This window comes from Flavobacterium psychraquaticum (genome assembly GCF_034497725.1).
GTDB classification, from domain to species: Bacteria; Bacteroidota; Bacteroidia; order Flavobacteriales; family Flavobacteriaceae; genus Flavobacterium; species Flavobacterium psychraquaticum.
Map to the genome: position 1 here is coordinate 289,043 of NZ_JAXKVR010000030.1, position 22,325 is coordinate 311,367.

The window sequence follows — 22,325 nt, forward strand, 5'->3', positions numbered from 1 at the left end:
TTTAAAATTCAAATTTTAATTGTACCGAAATACTCTTTTGTAGCAATTTTAGATTAGAATTCTCTTCATTATTCAAATTATGAACAGATATCCCCAACAATCGAACAGAATTTCTCAATCTTTCTTGGTATAATAAATCTCTTGCAGCATCAGCAATAATAGCCTTGTCACATATAAAATAAGGCAACGTTTTACTTCGTGTTTGTAGTGTAAAATCTGAATATTTAAGTTTTAAAGTAATGGTTTTTCCAGAAATTTTACTTTTTTTGAGTCGTTTTTCTAATTCATTTGCGATATTTAAAATGCGTTCTTCTAAGTAAATTTCGGAAGATAAGTTTTCATTAAACGTTCGTTCAGCTCCTACAGATTTAACTTTTCGATTGGGTTTTACTTCACTATTATGAATTCCTCTAGAAATTTGGTAATAATGCAAACCACTATTCCCAAAATGCTTTTCTAAATATTCTTGTGATCTTTGCTTCAAGTCGAAACCAGAAAATATTCCCAATTGGTACATTTTTTCGGCCGTAACTTTTCCTACACCATAAAACTTTTTGACATCTAATTTCTCTAAAAAAGATTCGATTTCATCTGGATTTACTGTTTTTTGACCATTTGGTTTATTAAAATCTGATGCTATTTTGGCTACGAATTTATTAGCGGAAATTCCGGCTGATGCAGTTAATCCCACTTCTTCAAAAATGCGTTTTCTAATTTCTTGAGCAATTAATGTAGCACTTGGATTACCTTTTTTATTTTCGGTTACATCTAAATAAGCTTCATCTAACGAAAGTGGTTCCACTAAATCGGTATAATCAAAAAATATCTTACGAATTTGTTTTGAAATTTCTTTGTAACGATCAAAACGTGGCGGAACAAAAATTAAATCGGGACATAAATTTTTGGCCAACATTCCACTAATGGCACTTCTAACACCAAATTTTCGTGCTTCATAACTTGCTGCAGCCACAACACCTCGTAATTCACTGCCACCAACAGCAAGCGGTTTTCCTATTAATTCAGGATTGTCCAATTGTTCTACCGATGCATAAAACGCATCCATATCGATATGAATTATTTTACGGTAGTTTTCGTTCATAAATTATTCGGTAGGAAAAAAGAAACTCATAGGTTTTTTAAAAAACCGTTGCTTAATTGAAGTTATAATTGGTCGTAATTCGCTTAGTGGAATATTCCTAGAACGGAAAGCTAACCCTAATGACAAACTAAAACTTACTAAGAAGTTGACTAAACCAATCATTCCAACACCAAAAATTCCCCAAAACAACAAACTGTTTTCAACTTGAAACTTCGCACCATAAAGTGCTAAAGCTAAATTTCCACTAGCAAAAGTGATGTGACGAATGTCTAAATTTAAGCCTAAGAATATACCCACAGAAGCGGTACTTCCAAGGAATACTCCAAACCAAAAATTAGAAATTAATCCGGCCCATTTCTTGTTGTACCAATTGGCAAATCGTTTTGTTTTAACTTTTCCAAAGGTCATTTTTAACCACGGATGTTCTTCTATTCTATATTTTACATCAAAGTGTTTGTCTCTGTTTGAGATACTTCCTGAGATAATTCCAGATAAAAACAGGAAAAATCCAGCTATAGCTGCGTGAAAAAGCAATAAAGATCCAATCGGATTTAAATCGACAAGAAACTTATTCCAATTTGAAGTTGCTATATTGTTTCCGAAAATAGTATCAATTGCCCATATTCCGACTAAAGCAACGGGAAAGGCCATTACGACATTTCCTACGAAAGCGATAAACTGTGAACGAAACAATCTCGCAAATAAAATAGCAAACGTTTTGTGCTTTTCGTTGTCATTTCCTTGTTTTTTTAGACCATCTTCAAGCGCCGTAATCAAAGCCGCAGCCGTCATTGCGGGTTGTTTGGTCGCTAAAGTAAAACCTAGTAAATAAATTATGATAAAGCCAAAAGAATAATTTAAACTGTAGAAAAAAGCGTGACCGAAATCACTTGTTTCCATCTTGGAGAGCAATAATTTGAAAATACATAAAAAACCAACTACTAAACCTCCACCTAGCGCAGCATAAAGCATTTTAAAGTACTCCGTTTTAGATTCCGTGATATAATTTTCGCCTGTTTTTGCCGAATGCTGAGTAATTTCATACGACAACAATTGCGTACTTTCACTCACCAATTTCCTCACATTTGTTTTTTGACAATTGTATTTAATTAATTTTATGGCTAATTCAATTGTTTTGGCTCTTTTATCTTCTGGTTTGTCCACTATTAAAATAGGTAACAAGACACCAATTCGATGTAATTGCTGTTTTATTCGCAGTAAATTTTGATTCACACGCAGTGAAATTCCATATTTAGAAGAGTTTTGAAAAGCTTTCTCAATAAAATCATTGCATTGCTTAAACAACACCAGTAATTGGCGGTAATTGATGTCTTCTGAAGTGATGTAACTATCTGTCTTTTTTGATGTGATGGTCGTTTGAATGGCATCTAATTCCTTTTCAAAAGCTTCAAATGGACTTTCAAATTTATCATATTCCGGCACCATTTTTAATACTTCACTTTCTAATGCTTTTCCACTACTTCGCTGTGAAAGTAAATTCATCGCCTGCAACACTTCATACATAGGAGAATTTACTTCGGTATCTTTATAGATTGTACCTAGTTCTAGTATATCGAATAAAGTTTCTAATTCACTTATTGGAATTTTATTAATCCAAATAGGATCAGATACCAAGTAGAAAATTTGATTTAAAACATATTGTAAAGACTCTTTTGGTGCTTGATAAGGTAAAAATTTAGCGAAAATTCGTTTTTTTACTTCATAAAAGAAATCGGTATCTTGAAGAATTCCGGCATCCGTAAGAATAGTATCAAAACTCTTTTTGTCTAAAAGCAAATGTAAATAATTGATGAAATGTGCTTTTTCACTCGGATTTTCAATAAAAAAATATAAGACCTTCTTTAGAGAAACTGATTTAACTTCTTTAGGTTTCTTTGGTCGAATAGTGTTAACTAATGCGACTAAAATATCGATAGCATCCTCATTTTCCCTCCAAAGCTGTAAATCGTTAAAGTTTCTTTTACAAATTTCATCAAACGACTCTAAACTTGTCTTTTTAAATATATTCATTTTTATTATTTTCAAAACGTTGTAAATATACGAAGAGAAACATTTTTTCCTTACTTTCGTTACCTAAATAAATATTAAATTTTGGAAGAAATAGAACGCAAATTTTTGGTTACATCAATTGATTTTATTGCACAAAGCAACAACCAAAATCGTATTGTTCAAGGTTATTTAAATTCAAATCCTTCTAGAACTGTTAGAGTTAGAATAAAAGGTGAAAAAGGTTTTTTGACCATTAAAGGAAAAGGAAATGCTTCTGGAACTACTCGCTTTGAATGGGAAACAGAAATTGCTGTTGCGGAAGCCGAATTATTGCTTCAATTGTGCGAAAAAGGAATTATTGATAAAATTCGTTATGAGATTCTGGTCGGAAAACATACGTTTGAAGTAGATGTTTTTTCCGGAGAAAATCAAGGCTTAATTATGGCTGAAGTAGAACTTTCTGAAGAAAATGAATTTTTTGAAAAACCCAAATGGCTCGGAATTGAAGTTACTGGTGACAAACGTTTTTTCAACTCATATTTGAGTGAAAATCCATTTACAACTTGGGAATAATTATTGAATTACTTCAATATTTACGCGGAGCAACCCTCTGCCCCTGTTGTGAGAAATGTCTAAAAATGGTTTTTTAGCGATATCTATTTCTCTGTTTTTAGTAAAAGGTCCTCTGTCTGTAATGGTGACAACAACACTTTTATTATTAACAATATTTGTTATTTTTACCTTTGTTCCAAATTTCAATGTTTTGTGTGCTGCCGTATAATTGTTGTTGTTAAACACTTTTCCACTAGCCGTTCTTCTGCCGTTTAGTTTGTCGGAATAATGCGAAGCTTCGACATTCTTTTTGAACAAACGCGTTTCTAAATTCGCAATAGAATCGGCAAATTTTATAGAATCAATTGCTTTTATAGAATCTAATGTGATGGAATCTTTTTTCTTTATGGTGTCTAAAAAAGAAGCTTTTCTCTCAAAATTCAGATGATTTTTGTGAGAAAAGCTTAGTAACATTGTAATAAGCAACGCAAACGATAATGTTAAGATATTCTTGTTCATATATTGTTTTTTGTGGTTCTTATTACCAAATTTTGTGCCGAAAATTAATTTAACCAGCTACTCCAAGGTAAACGTAATAAAATTAATAGCAAGCCTAATGTATAGAAAATGGCAATTTTCTTGAATTTACCATTATTACTTTCTTCTTTTTTATGTTTTGACCACCCGATTGTAATTAATGCTAATGCAATAATATTAATTAGTGGATGCTCTAACATTGTTAATCTTAATTCCGGATTTTTCATCGCTCCTTCAATTGCAAAAGCTTGAAATCCTTTTTCAGAAACAAAATAAACAATTAAACCTACCAATAATTGGGTGTGACAAACGATTAATGTAAACAATGACAATCTCAAATCTTTGTCTTTAAAGAACTTTTTAGAGGTTAAGCCTACAATTGCATTAATTGAAGCTAAAACTAACAGTATTAATGCTGCATAAGCCAAATACGAGTGAACATTAAGTAGAGCCTGATTCATAGTTTTTAGTTATTAGTTAATTACAAATATAAGAAATAAAAAACCTCTTAATCAAAAAAAATGACTGAGAGGTTTTTTAAGATATTTTAACTCGATTTAGAAATTATAACGAATTGTGAAATTCCAAGTTCTTCCGAAACCGAAGTAACCTTGATTTTTAACGTCAATTCCTTTATAAGTTGTTGACGTGTTAGTTGTTGGGAAAACACCGTCAACATTTCCAGAAGCGAATGATTGTCCAATTTCAGATAAATAAACTTCGCCAAAAACGTTATTCATATTAAATCTGAAATTCACAGAATTTAGTTTGTCTTTTCCTACTAACATTTTATATGAAATACCAGCATCTACTAAATCATAACTTGGCAATTCTAAGTTCTCTTTAGTAGCCACATTTGCATAAAGTTTATCGTAAGTTCTCCAATCAGCATCAATTGAGAAACGAGGTAAAAATTCATATTTAGCACCTAATCCCCAAGTAATTTGAGCAGCATCTCCAACTTTACCACCGTCAAGATCTTTAACAGTTACAAGTAATGGATTTAAACTTTCATTTCTTACCGTACTGACTGCGTCACCTTCATACTCCCAATTCCCGACAGAAGCAAAACCTCTAAAATCTAGATTAGTCGCTGGTTTTACTACAAAATCTAGTTCCAAACCTCTATGCACTTGTTTTACACCTTGGTTTTCTGTAAAAATCACATCTCCTGCAGAAACAGGTGTGGTTCCGATTACGCCGTTTGCCGCTACAACTCCTGAATTAGTAACTACTCGATCTTCCCAAGTTGTTCTATATGCATTTACACTTGCCGAGAATAATTTAGATTTAAAGTTATAACCTGCTTCCAAACCTAAAACTTTTTCGTTTTCCGTTAATGGATTTACTTGGTTAGTATAGTTTAAATAAATATTATCGTGGTATGGTTGACGTGAATAATAACCTGAATTTACATAAACCGAATGTTGATCTGCAATAATATAACTTCCTCCTGCTTTCACGTTATAGCCAATATTATCAACTTTTTCTGAATTTTCAAAAGCAGACTGATAGTCATAATGATCAAATCTTTGGTGTGATTGATTTGAAACAGCTCCCTGGAAAAATGCAGACAAATTATCTTTTGAATATTCTAACTGACCAAACAAACCACCATAAGAAATAGTTTCGCTGTAGTCATAATCTATTTTCTGACCATTGCTTGCAGTATTAAAGAAAGCGTCCCACGGATTTATACTGTAAGATTGATTGACCGTATTTGTACCTATAGGTAAAGTATTAGGATTTGGAATTACGTGGTTATTATCTCTCAATGGTCTCGTTTCTGTCCAGCCATTTAATCCTAAAAAGTTACTTACTTGACGGTAATGATCGCCGTTATATGTTCTTAAATCTAAACCAAAATTTAAATTCAAATTGTCATTCAATTCTTTTTTGAAATTCGATACTAAACCATACCAAGCATGGTTATTCATTGAAGCTCTAATAACATAATTATTATTTCTGTTTGGATCAGTACTTTCTGCTGAACCTATTCCATCAGCATCTGCCGTATTATTAGCGTAAATCGCATCAAAATCTATATATCCTTCTGCAGTAGTTCTTTTCCCTCTTCCATAATTACCTGTTCCTCCACCACGTCCCCAAGATGCGTATAAAACCGTTGACAATGAAGTTGTATTATTGATTTCGTAATCCCAGTTTAAATTCGCCACTGGTTTGTGATAAAAATTAGTTCGTTCTGAAATATAATTTCCATTTAAGTAACCAAAGTTATTGTTGTATTTTCGACCATACTGTAAATATGAACTAATAGCTTTTGAAAAATTTTGATCATGAGATTGTGGTGCACCTGTCAACAAGAAGTTGAAATTATGTTTTTCATTAGGTTTGTATCCGAAAGAAATGAAATAATTTTGTCCTTCTCCTTTTGTTCCTTGGTTGTAACCATCACCTTGCCAATGCGACAACATAATACTCATACCAAATCCTTTAGCATTCATACCTGTATTATAACCCGCTACAGTTTTGAAATAATCGCTATTTGCAACACCCATAGAAGCGAAACCACCTTCTTTTTTATCCGTAGCCTTAGTCACAAAGTTAACCGTTCCACCAACAGAAGAAATAGCTAATTTAGAAGAACCTAAACCTCTTTGAACTTGAATAAAATTAGCAATATCGGACATTCCAGACCAGTTTGACCAATAGATTTTACCATCTTCCATTCCATTAATTGGTTGTCCATTTAATAAAAATGCCGTGTTATCTTGTTGAAAACCACGAACTGTAATTCTTGAATCTCCATAACCTCCAGCTTGACCAGCTACATAAACCGATGGTGTGTTTACCATAGCTTGCGTAACATCCGAAGTACCTACTTTAGCTTGAATATCAGCTGCTCTAATTGTTGAAACTGCAATAGGAGTTTTACGCTCTTTAGCAACATCAATAATTCCTTTACCTACTAAAACAACTTCTTCAAGCTGATTAGCATCTGGTGATATGGCAATGTTTCCTAAATTTACTGCATTACCGCTGATTGTAAATTTAACTGTTTTTGATTCAAAGCCTAAATAAGTAATAACAACTTCACCAGACTTAGAAGATGAAGTAATTTCAAATTTTCCATCAAAGTCTGTTGCTGTTCCTGTAGTTGTACCTTTTACAATAACACTTGCTCCAGCTAATGGTTGATTCAGCTCTTGATCAATTACAATTCCTGTAATTTTTGATTGTGAAAATACCGTTAGGGTTGATAAAAATAAAAACCCATAAAGCAATGCATTTTTAAAAATCTTCATTTGTTGTGTTTTAAAATGTTTTTGCAAATTTCTTACAAGATTTCAATTCAAATGTTAAGCCAATGTTAACAAAATTGTTTAATACATTAAAAAACAATCATTTGATGTTTTACCGCCATTATATTGTAATTCATCGATGAATATGAAATAAAAAAAGAAAATCCTCAATTATTTAGTTAAGGATTTTGATTTTTGTAAAGATGATGTAACTTAAACAAAGTATTTTTTTAATAAAAAAGAAGTTGAGCTATTATGAATGCCCACTTTTTTGGTTTCTATTTCTTCTAAAATGGTGCTTGCAGATTGCTTTCCAAGCTCAACGCCCCATTGGTCAAAACTAAAAATATTCCAAATTATGCCTTGTACAAAAATTTTATGTTCGTATAGCGCTATTAGTGAACCCAAGGATTCAGGAGTAAGTTTCTCAATCAAAAGCGTATTTGTTGGTTTGTTTCCTGCAAAAATTTTGAAAGGTGCTAAAAATTCAATTTTTTCAGGTGAAATACCTAATTTATTTAAATCAGCTACAACTTGTGTAACCGTTTTCCCTATTAATAATGACTCCGTTTGTGCGAAAAAGTTAGACATCAGTTTATCGTGATGTTCTTTATTTCCGTACAATGCTTCCTTAAAACCTATGAAATCGGTAGGAATTAATTTTGTTCCTTGATGAATTAACTGAAAAAAAGCGTGTTGTGAGTTGGAACCAGGTTCACCCCAAATTATAGTTCCCGTTTGATAAGCTATAGACTTACCGTCTCTTCCAATACTTTTCCCATTACTTTCCATAATTCCTTGTTGCAAATAAGGCACCAATTTATTCAAATATTGCGTGTAAGGAATAATTGCTTCGCTTTCGGCACCAAAAAAATTATTGTACCAAATACTTAAAAATGCTAAAACAACAGGTATATTTTTATCGAATGATTCATTTTTAAAATGCTCATCCATTCGATTTGCTCCTTTTAATAAAGAATCAAAATGATCAAATCCAACGGCTAAACTAATAGACAATCCTACAGCACTCCAAAGTGAAAAACGACCCCCGACCCAGTCCCACATTGGAAATAGAACCTCAGCATCGATTCCAAAGTCGGCCACTTTTTGACTATTGGAAGAAACGGCTACAAAATGCTTGGCTACATCTGACTGTGTTCCTGTTTTTAAAAACCAATTTTTAATAGTAGTGGCGTTTGAAATGGTTTCTTGCGTTGTAAAAGTTTTTGATACTATTACAAAAAGTGTCGTTTCAGGATTTAATTGTTTTAAAACTTCACTAATGTGATCGCCATCAATATTTGAAACAAAATGAATTTTCAAATGATTTTTATAAAACTGCAAAGCTTCGACAGCCATAGCCGGCCCTAAATCTGAACCGCCAATTCCAATATTTACAATATCCGTAAAGTGTTTTCCTGAAAATCCTTTTCTTTTACCTAAAATAACTTCCTCTGAAAACTTTTTAATTTTATTTTTTACTGAATAAATTTCTGGAATTATATTTTCACCAGCTACTAGAATGGAAGTATTTTCAGATGCTCGCAATGCGGTATGTAGCACACTTCTGTTCTCGGTTTGATTGATTAAATCGCCATCAAAATATTTTGAAATAGCTTCCTTCAACTGTACTTCGTTTGCTAAATCAAGAAAAAGTTTTATAGTTTCATCGGTAACAATATTTTTAGAATAATCGACCAGAAAATCACACCATTCAATGTGCATTTTTTCTGCCCTCAACTTATCATTCGCAAACAAATCTTGCATTTGAACATTTTTCATTGTTTCAAAATGCGATTGAAGTTTTTTCCAAGCAACAGTTTGTGTTGGATTTACTGTTTGAAGTGCCATTACTCTTTAAATTTTACTTCAGTTATACTGTCCAATTCTCTTTTAAGTGGCTCAATATGTTTTAAATATTTTACTTTGTCATTGCTTCCCATTGGTTCTGTATTAGGAAGTTTCAATCGTAGCGGATCTACTTGAACGCCGTTTTTCCAAAAACGATAACAAACGTGTGGACCTGTAGCTAATCCAGTACTTCCCACTTTTCCAATGACTTGGCCTTGCGAAACACTTTGTCCATTTCGAACTAGAATTTTTGACATATGTAAATATTGTGTTGAATACGTAGCGCTATGTCTGACCTTAACAAAATTTCCATTTCCTGCGGTATAACCTGTTCGTTCTACAACACCTGAAGCAGTCGTTTTAATTGGTGTTCCATGTGGCGCAGCATAATCAGTTCCATTATGTGCTTTGAAGCGCATTTGAACCGGATGAAATCTTTTCCCTGAGAAGCGCGACGATATTCTAAAATAGTCTAAAGGTGCTTTTAGGAACATACTTTTTAAACCCTTTCCATTTTCATCGTAAAAATCTCCGGTTTTTTGGTCTTCACGTAATTTATAAGGAAAAGCAAATATTTTTTTTCCTCGATGTTCAAAATAAGATGCTTCAATACTTTCGACACCAACATAAACCGAATCATCTATATATTTTTCATTTAAGATAACTGCAAATTTATCTCCTTTTTGAATTTTAAAAAAGTCAATAGTGTAAGCGTAAACGCTTGCTAATTTTGGCGCTAACGACGCGCTTACGCCTGCATTACTTAAAGTTTCTGACAAAGAACCATTGATCTCTGTTGCAACAATTCTCCTTTTAACAGACGTAGGTTTTTGAATGTTACTAATTGTAAGCGAATCCCTAAAATCGACAACCGTGTAATTAATTCGATCTTCAATATAAACCAAAGCTTGCAAGGTGTGTGGCTTTTTTTTGTCTAAGAAAAAAAGATACGGCTTTCCTGCTTTAATCCTTCTGACATTGAAAGTTTCTCTTATCTTTTCTATCACATTATGAACTTTTAAACTATCTTTTAATGGATATTTAGATAAAATGGCACTAAAAGTATCACCCGATTTAATGGTGTCTTTCACGACATCATAATCATTAAAAGTAAAACCATACTCTTTGATAATTGGTTCAACTTTTTCTATTGGTTTCTTATCTTGATTATCTTTTTTATCTCCCTTTGAATTACAAGATGTAAAAAAGGTGATACAAATGATTGTTATAATTAAATATCTCAATGTAATTTTGTTTATTTCAAATGCTATTATTCTCCCCAGTGCTCTAATTCTTCTTCACTCCACAACTCTGGAAAAAAGATTCTTTTTTGATATTTTGGCAACATGTATTTTTTCCAATCACTACCACCTGTAGCTTCATGATTTCCTGGAACACTTTCAATGTACTTTTTAGCTGCGTTAAAATGACCCATTACCCAAGTGATATTTACAGTTCTATCGTAGTGACGCATTGCCGCAACCAATTCTGGATTTTTTTGATCAGCTTCAGGTAATTGTTTAAACTTTCTGAGAAGATTTATGGTATTATACTCTTCCATATATTCGAGAAATTGTTTTTTATACCTTTTCTCAAACTCTAACAAAAGATATGATTTCTTCCCTGTGTGATAATCTTTCCCTGCTGCTTGCCAATACAAATGTTCAAAAGCATGCTCGTATGGCGTATTTCTATCTATAGTTGCCCTAAAGCGAAGATCAATTAGATTAATTAAGTCTGTGGATGAAAATTCAATCAAGCGATACTGTGCCGACTGAAAACCACTTGCAGGTGTTAATGTATTTCTAAATTTCAGATACTGTTCAGGCTCCATTCCGTCTTTCATAATGTCGAACGAGGTGGTTAGCATGTCAAAGTATCGACTAATTCTTCCTAATTTTTCAGTAAAAAAGACTGTTGATGGTTTTTCGGTATGACAAAGTTGTCCCATTTCCCAAAGAATCATTTTAAACAACAATTCATTCACTTGATGATACATAATGAAAACCATTTCATCAGGAAGTGTTGTTCGTTGTGTTTGTATATTTAACAGCGCATCCGTTTGGATATAATCCCAGTAGGTAATTGGTTTCGCCCAAAGCAATCCTTCTAAATGCGTTGAAGTATTTTGATTAATCCCTTCGAACTTATCATTCAACTGATTTAATTGTTCTTGAATTTGTGGCGTAATTTCCATTATTTTTTTGCTTTAATTTTAAACGAATTCTTCAAACCTCTAAAAGCATCAATATCTGCTTTTATTGATCCGACAGCTAAATTAGCTTTTAATCGAATAGGGATTTTGTTGTCATCGTCTGATATCCAAACTGTTAAACTTTCCTCTTCTTTAAAAACCCTTCCTGCTTGAACGTAAGGACGGAATATCAAACAGGAAACTTTACCAAATTTAGTATTTATATCTTCTCTACCTAAAAATTTTAACTTAAATTTCGTCGTTTCCTCATCAAAAAACATATCGATAGAAATAGACTCGCCTATATTTAGTTTGTCAATTTTTGGATGATTTCTTAAATAATAAAAGGATGACATAATGTCTTGCACTTCTCCGGGAACATTGAACGTTTTTTCCGTATTGTGTTTATAGTCTTTTACCAAAACGCTATTTTTTGTTTGATCAAAAAATCCTTCTTGATTTTTAAAGTGTCCACCTTCATCAATTTTTCTCACAAATTGATAGGGTCTTCCGGTTTCTTTATCAAAATAGCTTTCGTAATTATCTTCTACTTTGAAAAAGAACTTCGTCATGCCTACGGTCCAACCTTTTCCTACAACGTGATGTACTTTCTTATTGTTTTTTACGGCATCTTTAATTTCTAAAGTTGCATAGCCTGCATTTACAAGTCCGTAGTGAATTCTTAGTTTCACATATTCCCCTGTTATGAATGCATCTTCTCTTTGAACAAATGAATTTGTCAAGACAAATAAACTTAGAAGTAATATAAACTTTTTCATAATATATCTTTTTTAGAAATTAAAATGCAATTTCCGTTCCAAAAATACAAAACAAAAAAACCCAGTCAAAGATGTGACTGAGTTTTTATGCTATTAACCAACCAAAAAACTATAAATTATGAAATTTATACAAAACAAAGCAAACTACCTCTCTGTTTTGCGAGTGCAAAGGTATGTTGAATTTTGAATTATTCGTAATGAAAAACAAACTTTAACATATTTTTATCAAAATACACATTCCTACAACCTCAAAGCTTAATGAATTGTTAAATATTTATAATTTTTATAGCGTTCCTCTCAAAGCCTGTTCTCTTTCAATGGATTCGAAAAGCGCTTTAAAATTTCCTGCTCCAAATCCTCTAGCACCCATTCTTTGAATAATTTCGAAAAAAAGCGTTGGTCTGTCTTCAATTGGTTTGGTGAAAATTTGCAATAAATAACCTTCTTCGTCCGCATCAATCATAATTCCTAATTTTTGAAGTTCGGTGATATCTTCCTTAAAATTAGACATGTGATCTTTTAAACGCTCTGGAATAGCGTCATAATATGTTTTTGGAGGCGTACTTAAGAATTCAATTCCTCTAGCGCGCATTTCTGCAACTGTTTTAAGAATGTCATCTGTTGCAACGGCAATATGTTGCACACCAGCACCTTCATAAAAATCTAAATATTCTTCAATTTGAGATTTTTTCTTTCCTTCTGCTGGTTCGTTGATTGGGAATTTAATTCTTCCGTTTCCGTTACTCATTACTTTTGACATCAAAGCCGAATATTCTGTAGTAATTTGCTTGTCATCAAACGATAGGAAATTCACAAATCCCATAACATCTTCATACCATTTTACCCAAACATTCATTTCGTTCCATCCCACATTTCCAACCATGTGGTCAATGTATTTTAATCCAACCGATGTAGGCTTATAATCTGATTTCCATTCTTTATACCCTGGCAAGAAAATTCCTTTGTAGTTTTTACGCTCTACAAACATGTGAACAGTTTCTCCATAAGTATAAATTCCGGCTCTTACTACTTCACCGTGCTCGTCAGTTTCTACCGTTGGTTCCATGTATGATTTCGCACCACGCTTGATGGTTTCTTCGTAAGCCGAACGTGCATCTTCTACCCATAAAGCAACGATTTTAACACCATCACCATGTTTTTTTACGTGTTCTCCAATTGGCGAATCACTATTTAAAGCGGTAGTTAAAACCAAACGGATTTTATCTTGTTTTAAAACATAAGAAGCTCGGTCTCTAACGCCCGTTTCTAAACCTGAATAAGCTAATGATTCAAATCCAAATGCAGTTTTGTAAAAATGTGCCGCTTGTTTTGCATTTCCAACATAGAACTCTACATAATCAGTTCCTAATAAGGGAAGAAAGTCTTGTGCTCCTTCGAAAATTTTCTCTAATCCGTATTCTACGTTTTTAATTTCTTGTGACATAATTTATTGTATTATTTAAAAGTGTTGTTATGTATTTTTTAAAAGCTGAAACAATTCAACTTGCTAATTTATTTATTTTTTATTTTTCTAACCAAGATTGATAGTAGGTATCATCGGCAATTTTCATCGCTTCTTCCGTAACCATTAAAGGTTTGAATGTATCAACCATTACTGCTAATTCTAACGTTTCTTTTTTACCAATGCTTCTTTCCGCAGCACCCGGATGTGGTCCGTGAGGAATTCCCGCTGGATGCAGTGAAATGTTTCCTGGCTTCACATCATTTCTACTCATGAAATCGCCATCGACATAATATAAAACCTCATCGGCATCAATATTACTATGGTTATACGGAGCAGGAATCGATAAAGGATGATAATCATATAGTCGAGGGACAAACGAACAAATTACGAATGCGCTAGATTCAAATGTTTGATGAATTGGTGGCGGTAAATGAATTCTACCTGTGATCGGTTCAAAGTCGTGAATAGAAAAAGCATACGGATAATTGTAACCATCATATCCAACTACATCAAAAGGATGAGACGCGTAAACGATTTCAAAAATTTCATCTTTCTTTTTTACTTTTACTACAAATTCGCCACTTTCATTATACGTTTCTAATTCTTCCGGACGGCGAATATCTCTTTCGCAAAAAGGCGAATGTTCTAACAATTGTCCAAACCAGTTTCTGTATTGTTTTGGGGTATAAACAGGAGAATGCGATTCTACAATAAACAAGCGATTATCTTCATCATCAAAATCCATTTTATAAATCATTCCGCGAGGTACAACTAAATAATCGCCATACTGAAAATCTAAATTTCCAAGCATAGTTCTTAGTTTTCCAGTTCCTTTGTGAATGAAAATAACTTCATCAGAATCGGTATTTTTGTAGAAATAATCCGTCATCGATTTTCTAGGCGACGCTAAAACGATATGACAATCTGAATTGGTCAAAACAATTTTTCGACTTTCTAAATAATCATCTTGCGGCGCCACTTCAAAACCTCTAAGCTTATAAGACTTAATGTTGTTTTGAATTGCGATTTTTGGCGCAACACTATATTGACTTCTTATTTCTTTGACTTGAGTTGGTCTTTGCTCGTGATATGCATTGGTTGACATTCCGTCGAAACCGACAGTTCCAATCAATTGCTCATAATACAAATCGCCGTTTGGTTTGCGGAATTGTGTATGACGTTTGCGAGGAATTTCTCCTAATTTATGATATATTGGCATATTCTTTTGTTTTTTAAAGTTTAAAAGCTTCTCCTTGTTGCAAGAAACTCTAAGTATTAATCAAAAACAAATTAAACTCACTCAGGATTTCTCTTGATGAGGAATTTTAAATGGGCTAATAATTCGTTCCAATTTTTCATTACTACAAATATCGTAATTTTTTTTTAAAATAACATTAAAACCAAAAACCAACTGAAAACCAAGTATAATGATCTTTTGTTTCAGGCGACCAAGAATGTTTTACTTCAATAGGGCCAACAATTGTTTCCATTCCATAACCAAAAGAATAACCCGTATAAGAAGGTTTACTTAACCAGCGTTCCGTTTTTTCAAATATTCGATCACCAGCATTAGCAAAATTAGCCGTAAAGTTCAAATGGTGCTTTTTATAAAATTCGTAATCGGCAGTTAGTCCAGCTTTTACATAACTATCGCCTGAAATACTTAAAAAATCATAGCCTAAAAAAGGTCTTAAGTTATTGACGGTTTGAAAACCATAACCACCTAAAATGAAATCAAAGAATGAAACACCACGTTCGCCAAAAGCAAATCCGCCTTCGGTTTGAAATTTTAAAGTAACCGTTTTATAAAATGTTTGTGCAATTCCAAAATCTGCTTTTGCGACCGAAAAACGTTCAAATGTATTAGTATGGTTAGTGGAATATAGGAATGATTTCAATTCGCCGGTAAAATACAATCCTTTTCTTGGGAAATATTTCTGATCAAATGAATCAAATTTCAAATAACCATAAGTTGAAAAATAGCCGCTATTATCAAAAACAGGCTCTGTATTTTCAATTGTTTGCGATTGAATTTTTAAATGTTTGTATTCTATACCAACACCTAATGACATTTTTTGAGCAAAAACAGTCTGAAAATAAGCTTGATTATTTAGATCTAAAAAATCTACATTTACTGAATTAATTCCTAAAACGCCGAACAAATCACCACTTCCAAAATCAGTTGAAACATTTTTATTAAAAGAAACTAATCGGGAACTAAAACCAAAACTCCAATAAAAACCATTGTCGATATAATAATCGAAGTTATAGCGTGTATTGTCTCCTAAAATAAGATCTAGAGAAAGCACATCGTTTTTTGTAAGTACTTTTTTCTTGGTATAATTTAATAAAATACCACTCTTATATAAATCATTATAGTGCAAACCAAATTTTAAATAAGTGGTGTTTTTATTTTCGCGTAATTCTAAGACTAATTTTTCACCATCTTCCAGTTTTTCGAACGAATAATTTAAGAAACTAAAATTTTGAGTCGCATTAAGATTCAATATTCCTTTTTGAAATTGTTGAAAAGAAACCTTAGTATTTCTTTTAAATTTTAATTTTCCAATAATATAAGATCTTGTATAATTGTCTAATTTATTGAATCCAATTTCCTTTATATAAATTGAATCTTGTTCTTTTATGTAAGGTCGGTTTATTTTTTCTTTTTGAGCTAATGGAAGTAACTCGTTTATAAATGTTATCGCTTTTTCTTCGCCCTTTTTAATTATACCCGTTCCTTTTTGAAAATCTACAACCGTAAATCCTTTTATTTCAGGTTTAATATATATGGTTGTTAGAGAACGTTTACCTTCCATCTTCTCAATCATCGAAAAATTATTGATTTGTGCCAAAACGGAAGTAACGTTTCTTAATTCATCCCTTGACTTTAAGTCGTCTTGTACATCCACACCGATAATAAAATCAATATTTCTACTTTTCAACTCTTCAATTGGATAATTGTCTACAACACCGCCATCAATCAACATTTTTCCATCAATTACAACTGGACTATATAACGTAGGAAGTGCACCACTTGCAAGCATAGCCTGCGCTAAAACACCTTTACTTAAAACCACTTTTTCACCTGTTTCTACATTTGTTGCAATGCATAAAAAAGGAATGGGAAGTTTTGAAAAATCTCTTTCATTACTTACGTGATGGGTTAATTTGGACAACAAATTAAAATTATATAATCCTTTTGATAAACCTGAAGGCAAACCTAATTTAAAATTGTTAAAAGGTAGCGCTAGTGCGTAAATTTCGTCATTTCGTTTCTCGTAAAATGTTTTTGATTCACGAGGCGTGTAATCTTGTAGCAAAGCGTCAACATCGATTTGAGAAAAAATAGAATCCAATTGATTGGCATTATAACCCGAAGCATATAAACCCCCAATAATAGCGCCCATACTAGTTCCGGTAACATAATCGATTTTAATTCCTAAAGAATCTATTACTTTTAATACCCCAATATGTGCTAATCCTTTAGCACCTCCACCACTCAAAACAAGTCCTATTTTAGGGCGCGGCTTTTCTTGCCCAAAACTAATTTGAACTAGAAATAACACAGACAAAAGCAAGAGAGTTTTTTTCATTATTTATTTTCAGATGTGTTTGCTTTGTAAAAGTCGGTAATTTTTTTGGCTTTTGAAACTCCTACTACTTCTATAATTTCTTTTTCATCTGCGCTTTGCATTCTTTTAACGCTTTTGAAATGTTTCATTAACGTGATCATCGTTTTTTCACCAATTCCAGGTATACTTTCTAAGCTATTTGCTAATGCAGCTTTACTTCTTTTATCGCGATGGTGCGTAATTCCAAAGCGATGTGCTTCATTTCGTAAAAACTGAATAATCTTCAATGTTTCCGATTTTTTATCCAAATATAATGGTGCCGAATCGCCTGGATAAAATAATTCTTCTAATCGTTTTGCGATACCCACAATAGCAATTTTTCCCCGCAAACCTAAATCGTCTAAACTCTTTAATGCCGAAGACAATTGTCCTTTTCCTCCATCAATAATAATTAATTGTGGCAAAGGCTGATTTTCATCTAACATCCGTTTGTATCTCCTATAAACCACTTCTTCCATAGAAGCAAAATCATTTGGACCTTCAACAGTTTTAATGTTAAAATGGCGATAGTCTTTCTTGCTTGGCTTTCCGTCTTTAAAAACCACACAGGCCGCAACCGGGTTGGTTCCTTGAATATTTGAGTTATCAAAACATTCAATATGTCTTGGCTCCACTGAAAGACGTAAATCCTTCTTCATTTGCGCCATAATACGATTCGTATGACGTTCTGGATCCACAATTTGAATTTGCTTCAAGTGATCCATTCTATAAAACTTAGCATTTCTTTCAGAAAGTTCTAAAATTTGCTTTTTATCGCCTAACTGTGGCACCGTAATTTTAATGTTTTCGCCTAATTCTATTGGAAATGGCACAATAACTTCTCTTGCATTCAAATGAAAACGCTCGCGCAATTCTACAACGGCTAATTCTAGCAATTCTTCGTCAGTTTCGTCTAATTTTTTCTTTAATTCTAACGTATGCGAACGCACAATAGCTCCGTGCGAAATTTGCAAGAAATTCACATAAGCCATCGCTTCATCTGAAACAATTGAAAACACATCGATATTGGTAATTTTCGGATTTAAAATCGTAGAACGCGACTGATAATTTTCTAAAACTTGAATTTTATCTTTGATTTTTTGTGCTTCTTCAAACTTCATTTCGGAGGCTAAATCGTTCATTAATTTTTTGAAATCTTTCAAACTTTCTTTGAAATTTCCTTTCAAAATCTGACGAATTTTCTCAATCTGGTTTTGGTAATTTTCTAACGACTCAAATCCTTCACAAGGTCCTTTACAATTGCCAATATGATATTCCAAACAGACCTTAAATTTTCCTGAATCTATATTTGTTTTAGACAAATCATAATTACAAGTTCGCAATGGATACAACTCTTTGATTAAATCTAAAATAGTATAAACAGTTTTAAAACTGGTATAAGGTCCGAAATATTCAGAACCATCTTTTATCATTTTTCGCGTCGAAAAAACTCTTGAAAAACGTTCGTTTTTAATACAAATCCAAGGATATGTTTTATCGTCACGCAACAAAACATTATAGCGAGGTTGTAATGTTTTAATCAGATTGTTTTCTAATAATAAAGCATCTGTTTCCGTAGGAACCACAATATGTTTTATGGAAACAATTTTCTTGACTAAGACCGAAGTTTTGTAATTGTCGTGATTTTTGGTAAAATAAGATTGAACGCGTTTTTTTAAATTTTTTGCTTTTCCTACATATAGAATTTTTCCTTCTTTATCATAATATTGATAAACGCCCGGATTATCGGGTAACGTTTGAATTTGAAGCTCTAATGGTGTTTGCATTGGTGTTAAAAAAAGTGGAAAGAACAAAGATAAGAGATTTGTTTTTGAAATCTTGAAGTTTTAACCATAAAGGCAAGAAGAAGACGAAGGGTTAGTAAAGATATTTTCCAATTTCTGAAATTTTTCTAATGTGAATTGCTCCAATGTTATATGTTTTTGTAATTTTAACACATTAAGATCTAAGAAATGAAATTTCCAAAACCACTTGTAATTTTAAAAGAAACCATTTTAGCCGGCGAAAGCAAAACCCTTAATATGGAAATTGCGAAGCTTCACACTATGACAAAATTAAAAATTCCTGTAATAATTGAACGTTCAAAAATTGATGGGCCGACGATTTTACTAACAGCGTGTTTGCACGGAGACGAAATCAATGGCACCGAAATTATACGACAATTGATTGTACAAAAAATTAACAAACCCAAACGAGGTACCATTATTTGCATTCCAATTGTAAATATTTTTGGATTTATAAATAAAAGTCGTGAATTCCCTGATGGTCGTGATTTAAACAGAGTATTTCCGGGAAGCAAAACAGGTTCTTTAGCGAGTCGGTTTGCGAGTAATCTAGTTACAGAAATTCTACCTCACGTTGATTATGCAATTGATTATCACGCAGGAGGTGCCAGCAGATTTAACGCACCACAAATAAGAATTGTTCCTGATAATCTAGAGTTAAAAAAATTATCCGCAGTTTTTAATGCTCCTTTTACTTTATTGTCTGCCAATATTCACGGGACATTTCGGAATTCTTGCGATAAATTAGGCGTAAAAATGTTACTTTTTGAAGGTGGTAAATCTTTGGACTTAAACAATGTAATCACAAACGAAGGCGTTGAAGGAACCAAGCGATTTTTAAATCACTTCGGAATGTTAAATAGGACAGAAAGGGCAACTTCGGCAGCACAAGAAACCTTTTGTATTGAAAGTTCTAATTGGTTGCGAGCGAAGTATTCAGGTATGTTTCACGGAATAGCAGCTGTGGGTTGCTTCGTGGTTAAAGGCGATATTTTAGCTACAATTTCTGATCCGTACGGAAAAGTAGAGCATACTATAAAAGCACCTCACGATGGCTATTTAATAAATGTCAACGACGCTCCTTTTGTGTATGCAGGCGATGCAATTTATCATATTTCTACAAATGGAAAATAGAAAACCTAACAATTATCATATTTTGTTTCGATTAGTTACCCTAATTTAGCCAAAATTAATTGGTATGCAATTCTGGAAGAAATTAACACAAGAAGAAAGAAAACAACGAATACAAGCGGCATTGAGCGAAAATGTAAACTTTGCCAAAGACGCTTCATTAGGTTATCCTGCTTCAAAATTAGATGGTCGAGTATTTTATGATGATGCCCCTTTTTTGAAAGACGCGCCAACTTTACAAACTTATGTAGCCAATCCAAACAATATTGGATGTCACACTTTCGGCACTTCTGAAAAAGCATTTTCGGGCACACAAGAAATTGAGCGCGAAGTATTAAATGCCATTGCAATTGACATGTTCAAAGCCAAAGAAAATGAATTTGACGGCTACATCGCACCAGGAGGAACTGAAGCGAATATTCAGGCGATTTGGGTTTTTAGAAACGAGTTTTTACACAATTACAATGCTAGATTAGAGGAAATTGTAATTTTAACTTCAGAAGACACGCATTATTCTATTCCTAAAGCTTCTAATTTATTGCAAATTGATTGGTTGAAAATTCCGGTTGGATTCGAAAATCGTGAAATCGATATAGTTGCATTGGACCAAATTATTAAAAAAGCACTTTCAAACGGAAAGAAATACTTCATCGCTATTTCAAATATGGGAACAACAATGTTTGGTTCTGTTGACAATCCGGATGACTACACCTCTACTTTAGAACAAAATAATGCAATATATCGATTACATATTGATGCGGCTTATGGTGGATTTGTCTATCCTTTTAGCAATCAAAACTCTACCATAAATTTCAGTAATCCAAAAATAAGCTCCATTACTATTGATGCACATAAAATGCTTCAAGCGCCTTATGGAACGGGTATTTTCGTTTGCAGAAAAGGACTCATTGAGAATGTACTTACCAAAGAAGCCGAATATGTTGAAGGAATGGACTTAACCCTTTGTGGAAGCCGATCGGGAGCAAATGCGGTTGCTGTTTGGATGATTTTATTTACTTATGGTGCGAACGGTTGGTTTGAAAAGGTCAGTATATTACAAATGCGTACACAATATTTATGCAATGAATTAGATAAATTAAATATTAAATACTTCCGTGAACCACATATGAATATAGTAACTATTCAAGCTGCATCTATTCCACACGAAATAGCTGAAAAGTATGATTTAGTACCACAGCAACACAATGAAAAGAACAGATGGTATAAAATTGTTTTAATGGACCACGTAGAAGTAGAACATTTGACTAAGTTTTTAGCTGAATTAAAGGTTTTTAGCTCTTTGTAAGTAAATTAGCACTTAAAATTCTGAATGTAAAATTCTGAATGTTAACAACTTAAATGTTGGAAAAATTTATATGATTTTGTAATTTTGCAACCTAAATATATTTTATATGAAAAAGATTTTAATGGTGTTATTTATTCTTTTATTTAACCTCTCTCATTCGCAAGAAGATAAAGATTTTGATGGAATTAAGATAAAAACTTCAATTAAGGTTGAAGACGGAGATTCTAAAACTAAATTGGTTTTAAACGGAGCTGGTATTCGTGAAAAAATGTGGGTTAACCTATATGTTCAAGCATTATACTTACCAGAACAATCAAATGACGCTGAAAAAATCCTAGAATCAGATGCAACTATCGCCACTAGACTTCACATCACCTCATCATTAGTGACCAAAAAGAAACTAATTCAAGCTATGGAAGATGGAATTTCAAAATCATACAAAGGAGACATCAATTTAATTAAAGAACGTCTTGATACTTTTATGTCATTTTTCGAAACTCAATTAGATAAAGAAGGCTATGCAGATATGGTTTATTCTGCTAATAAAGAAAAAACTGCTGTGTATCTAAACAGAAAATTCATAGGAGATGTCCCTGGTAAAGATTTCAGAAAAGCTTTGTTTGGAATTTGGCTGGAAGATAATTGTGTTGACAAAACACTAAGAAAAAGATTATTAGGAATGTAGTATAAATAAAAACCAGAATTAAATTCTGGTTTTT

Annotated in this window: 17 protein-coding genes; 4 read left to right on the forward strand and 13 right to left on the reverse strand. The window is 32.7% G+C overall.

Annotated features, from left to right (window positions below; genetic code table 11):
• Nucleotide 1 precedes the first annotated feature (1 nt).
• Together dinB and T1L09_RS11000 are read right to left on the reverse strand one after the other, a co-directional pair.
• Complete coding sequence (gene dinB / locus T1L09_RS10995) at nucleotides 2–1,099, reverse strand: DNA polymerase IV (protein ID WP_322551008.1); 1,098 nt, start codon at nucleotides 1,097–1,099, stop codon at nucleotides 2–4.
• A 3-nt stretch (nucleotides 1,100–1,102) separates the two neighbouring features.
• Nucleotides 1,103–3,130 carry a site-specific recombinase gene (locus tag T1L09_RS11000; RefSeq protein WP_322551009.1) on the reverse strand — a complete coding sequence of 676 codons (2,028 nt, stop codon included), beginning with the start codon at nucleotides 3,128–3,130 and terminating at the stop codon, nucleotides 1,103–1,105.
• Between the two features lie 81 nt (nucleotides 3,131–3,211).
• Between T1L09_RS11000 and T1L09_RS11005 the strand changes: the two genes are divergently transcribed.
• Nucleotides 3,212–3,682, forward strand: a complete 471-nt coding sequence (locus T1L09_RS11005) for a CYTH domain-containing protein (protein WP_322551010.1) — start codon at nucleotides 3,212–3,214, stop codon at nucleotides 3,680–3,682.
• Here T1L09_RS11005 and T1L09_RS11010 read toward each other — a convergent pair whose 3' ends face one another.
• The 11 genes from T1L09_RS11010 to uvrC form a co-directional block, all read right to left on the reverse strand.
• Nucleotides 3,683–4,180, reverse strand: a complete 498-nt coding sequence (locus T1L09_RS11010; protein WP_322551011.1) for a septal ring lytic transglycosylase RlpA family protein — start codon at nucleotides 4,178–4,180, stop codon at nucleotides 3,683–3,685.
• Between the two features lie 44 nt (nucleotides 4,181–4,224).
• Nucleotides 4,225–4,659: a hypothetical protein gene (locus T1L09_RS11015; protein WP_322551012.1), complete on the reverse strand. Its 435-nt coding sequence runs from the start codon at nucleotides 4,657–4,659 to the stop codon at nucleotides 4,225–4,227.
• Nucleotides 4,660–4,755: 96 nt separating this feature from the next.
• A complete protein-coding gene (locus tag T1L09_RS11020; protein WP_322551013.1) occupies nucleotides 4,756–7,464 on the reverse strand; it encodes a TonB-dependent receptor in 2,709 nt (902 codons plus the stop codon).
• A gap of 210 nt (nucleotides 7,465–7,674) precedes the next feature.
• A complete protein-coding gene (pgi, locus tag T1L09_RS11025; protein WP_322551014.1) occupies nucleotides 7,675–9,312 on the reverse strand; it encodes a glucose-6-phosphate isomerase in 1,638 nt (545 codons plus the stop codon).
• Entirely contained in the window at nucleotides 9,312–10,556 is a 1,245-nt protein-coding gene (locus T1L09_RS11030) for a peptidoglycan DD-metalloendopeptidase family protein (RefSeq protein ID WP_322551015.1), read from the reverse strand. The genes pgi and T1L09_RS11030 overlap by 1 nt, the downstream gene beginning before the upstream one ends.
• 26 nt (nucleotides 10,557–10,582) lie before the next feature.
• Nucleotides 10,583–11,509 carry a tryptophan 2,3-dioxygenase family protein gene (locus tag T1L09_RS11035; RefSeq protein WP_322551016.1) on the reverse strand — a complete coding sequence of 309 codons (927 nt, stop codon included), beginning with the start codon at nucleotides 11,507–11,509 and terminating at the stop codon, nucleotides 10,583–10,585.
• Nucleotides 11,509–12,285 (reverse strand): DUF3108 domain-containing protein, encoded by a 777-nt coding sequence (locus T1L09_RS11040; RefSeq protein ID WP_322551017.1) that lies wholly within the window; start codon nucleotides 12,283–12,285, stop codon nucleotides 11,509–11,511. Before T1L09_RS11040 ends, T1L09_RS11035 begins: the two co-directional genes overlap by 1 nt.
• A gap of 283 nt (nucleotides 12,286–12,568) precedes the next feature.
• Nucleotides 12,569–13,729 (reverse strand): 4-hydroxyphenylpyruvate dioxygenase, encoded by a 1,161-nt coding sequence (gene hppD, locus T1L09_RS11045; RefSeq protein WP_322551018.1) that lies wholly within the window; start codon nucleotides 13,727–13,729, stop codon nucleotides 12,569–12,571.
• A gap of 79 nt (nucleotides 13,730–13,808) precedes the next feature.
• Entirely contained in the window at nucleotides 13,809–14,969 is a 1,161-nt protein-coding gene (locus T1L09_RS11050) for a homogentisate 1,2-dioxygenase (protein ID WP_322551019.1), read from the reverse strand.
• A gap of 175 nt (nucleotides 14,970–15,144) precedes the next feature.
• The gene (locus T1L09_RS11055; RefSeq protein WP_322551020.1) at nucleotides 15,145–17,346 is read right to left on the reverse strand and encodes a patatin-like phospholipase family protein; all 2,202 of its coding nucleotides are present in this window, start codon (nucleotides 17,344–17,346) and stop codon (nucleotides 15,145–15,147) included.
• Nucleotides 17,346–19,151 carry an excinuclease ABC subunit UvrC gene (gene uvrC / locus T1L09_RS11060; RefSeq protein WP_322551021.1) on the reverse strand — a complete coding sequence of 602 codons (1,806 nt, stop codon included), beginning with the start codon at nucleotides 19,149–19,151 and terminating at the stop codon, nucleotides 17,346–17,348. Before uvrC ends, T1L09_RS11055 begins: the two co-directional genes overlap by 1 nt.
• 186 nt (nucleotides 19,152–19,337) lie before the next feature.
• Between uvrC and T1L09_RS11065 the strand changes: the two genes are divergently transcribed.
• The 3 genes from T1L09_RS11065 to T1L09_RS11075 all read left to right on the forward strand — a co-directional run bounded on the left by T1L09_RS11065 (nucleotide 19,338) and on the right by T1L09_RS11075 (nucleotide 22,291).
• A complete protein-coding gene (locus T1L09_RS11065) occupies nucleotides 19,338–20,303 on the forward strand; it encodes a succinylglutamate desuccinylase/aspartoacylase family protein (RefSeq protein WP_322551022.1) in 966 nt (321 codons plus the stop codon).
• Nucleotides 20,304–20,367: 64 nt separating this feature from the next.
• Complete coding sequence (locus T1L09_RS11070) at nucleotides 20,368–21,606, forward strand: aminotransferase class I/II-fold pyridoxal phosphate-dependent enzyme (RefSeq protein WP_322551023.1); 1,239 nt, start codon at nucleotides 20,368–20,370, stop codon at nucleotides 21,604–21,606.
• A gap of 106 nt (nucleotides 21,607–21,712) precedes the next feature.
• Entirely contained in the window at nucleotides 21,713–22,291 is a 579-nt protein-coding gene (locus T1L09_RS11075) for a chalcone isomerase family protein (RefSeq protein ID WP_322551024.1), read from the forward strand.
• Nucleotides 22,292–22,325: the final 34 nt, after the last annotated feature.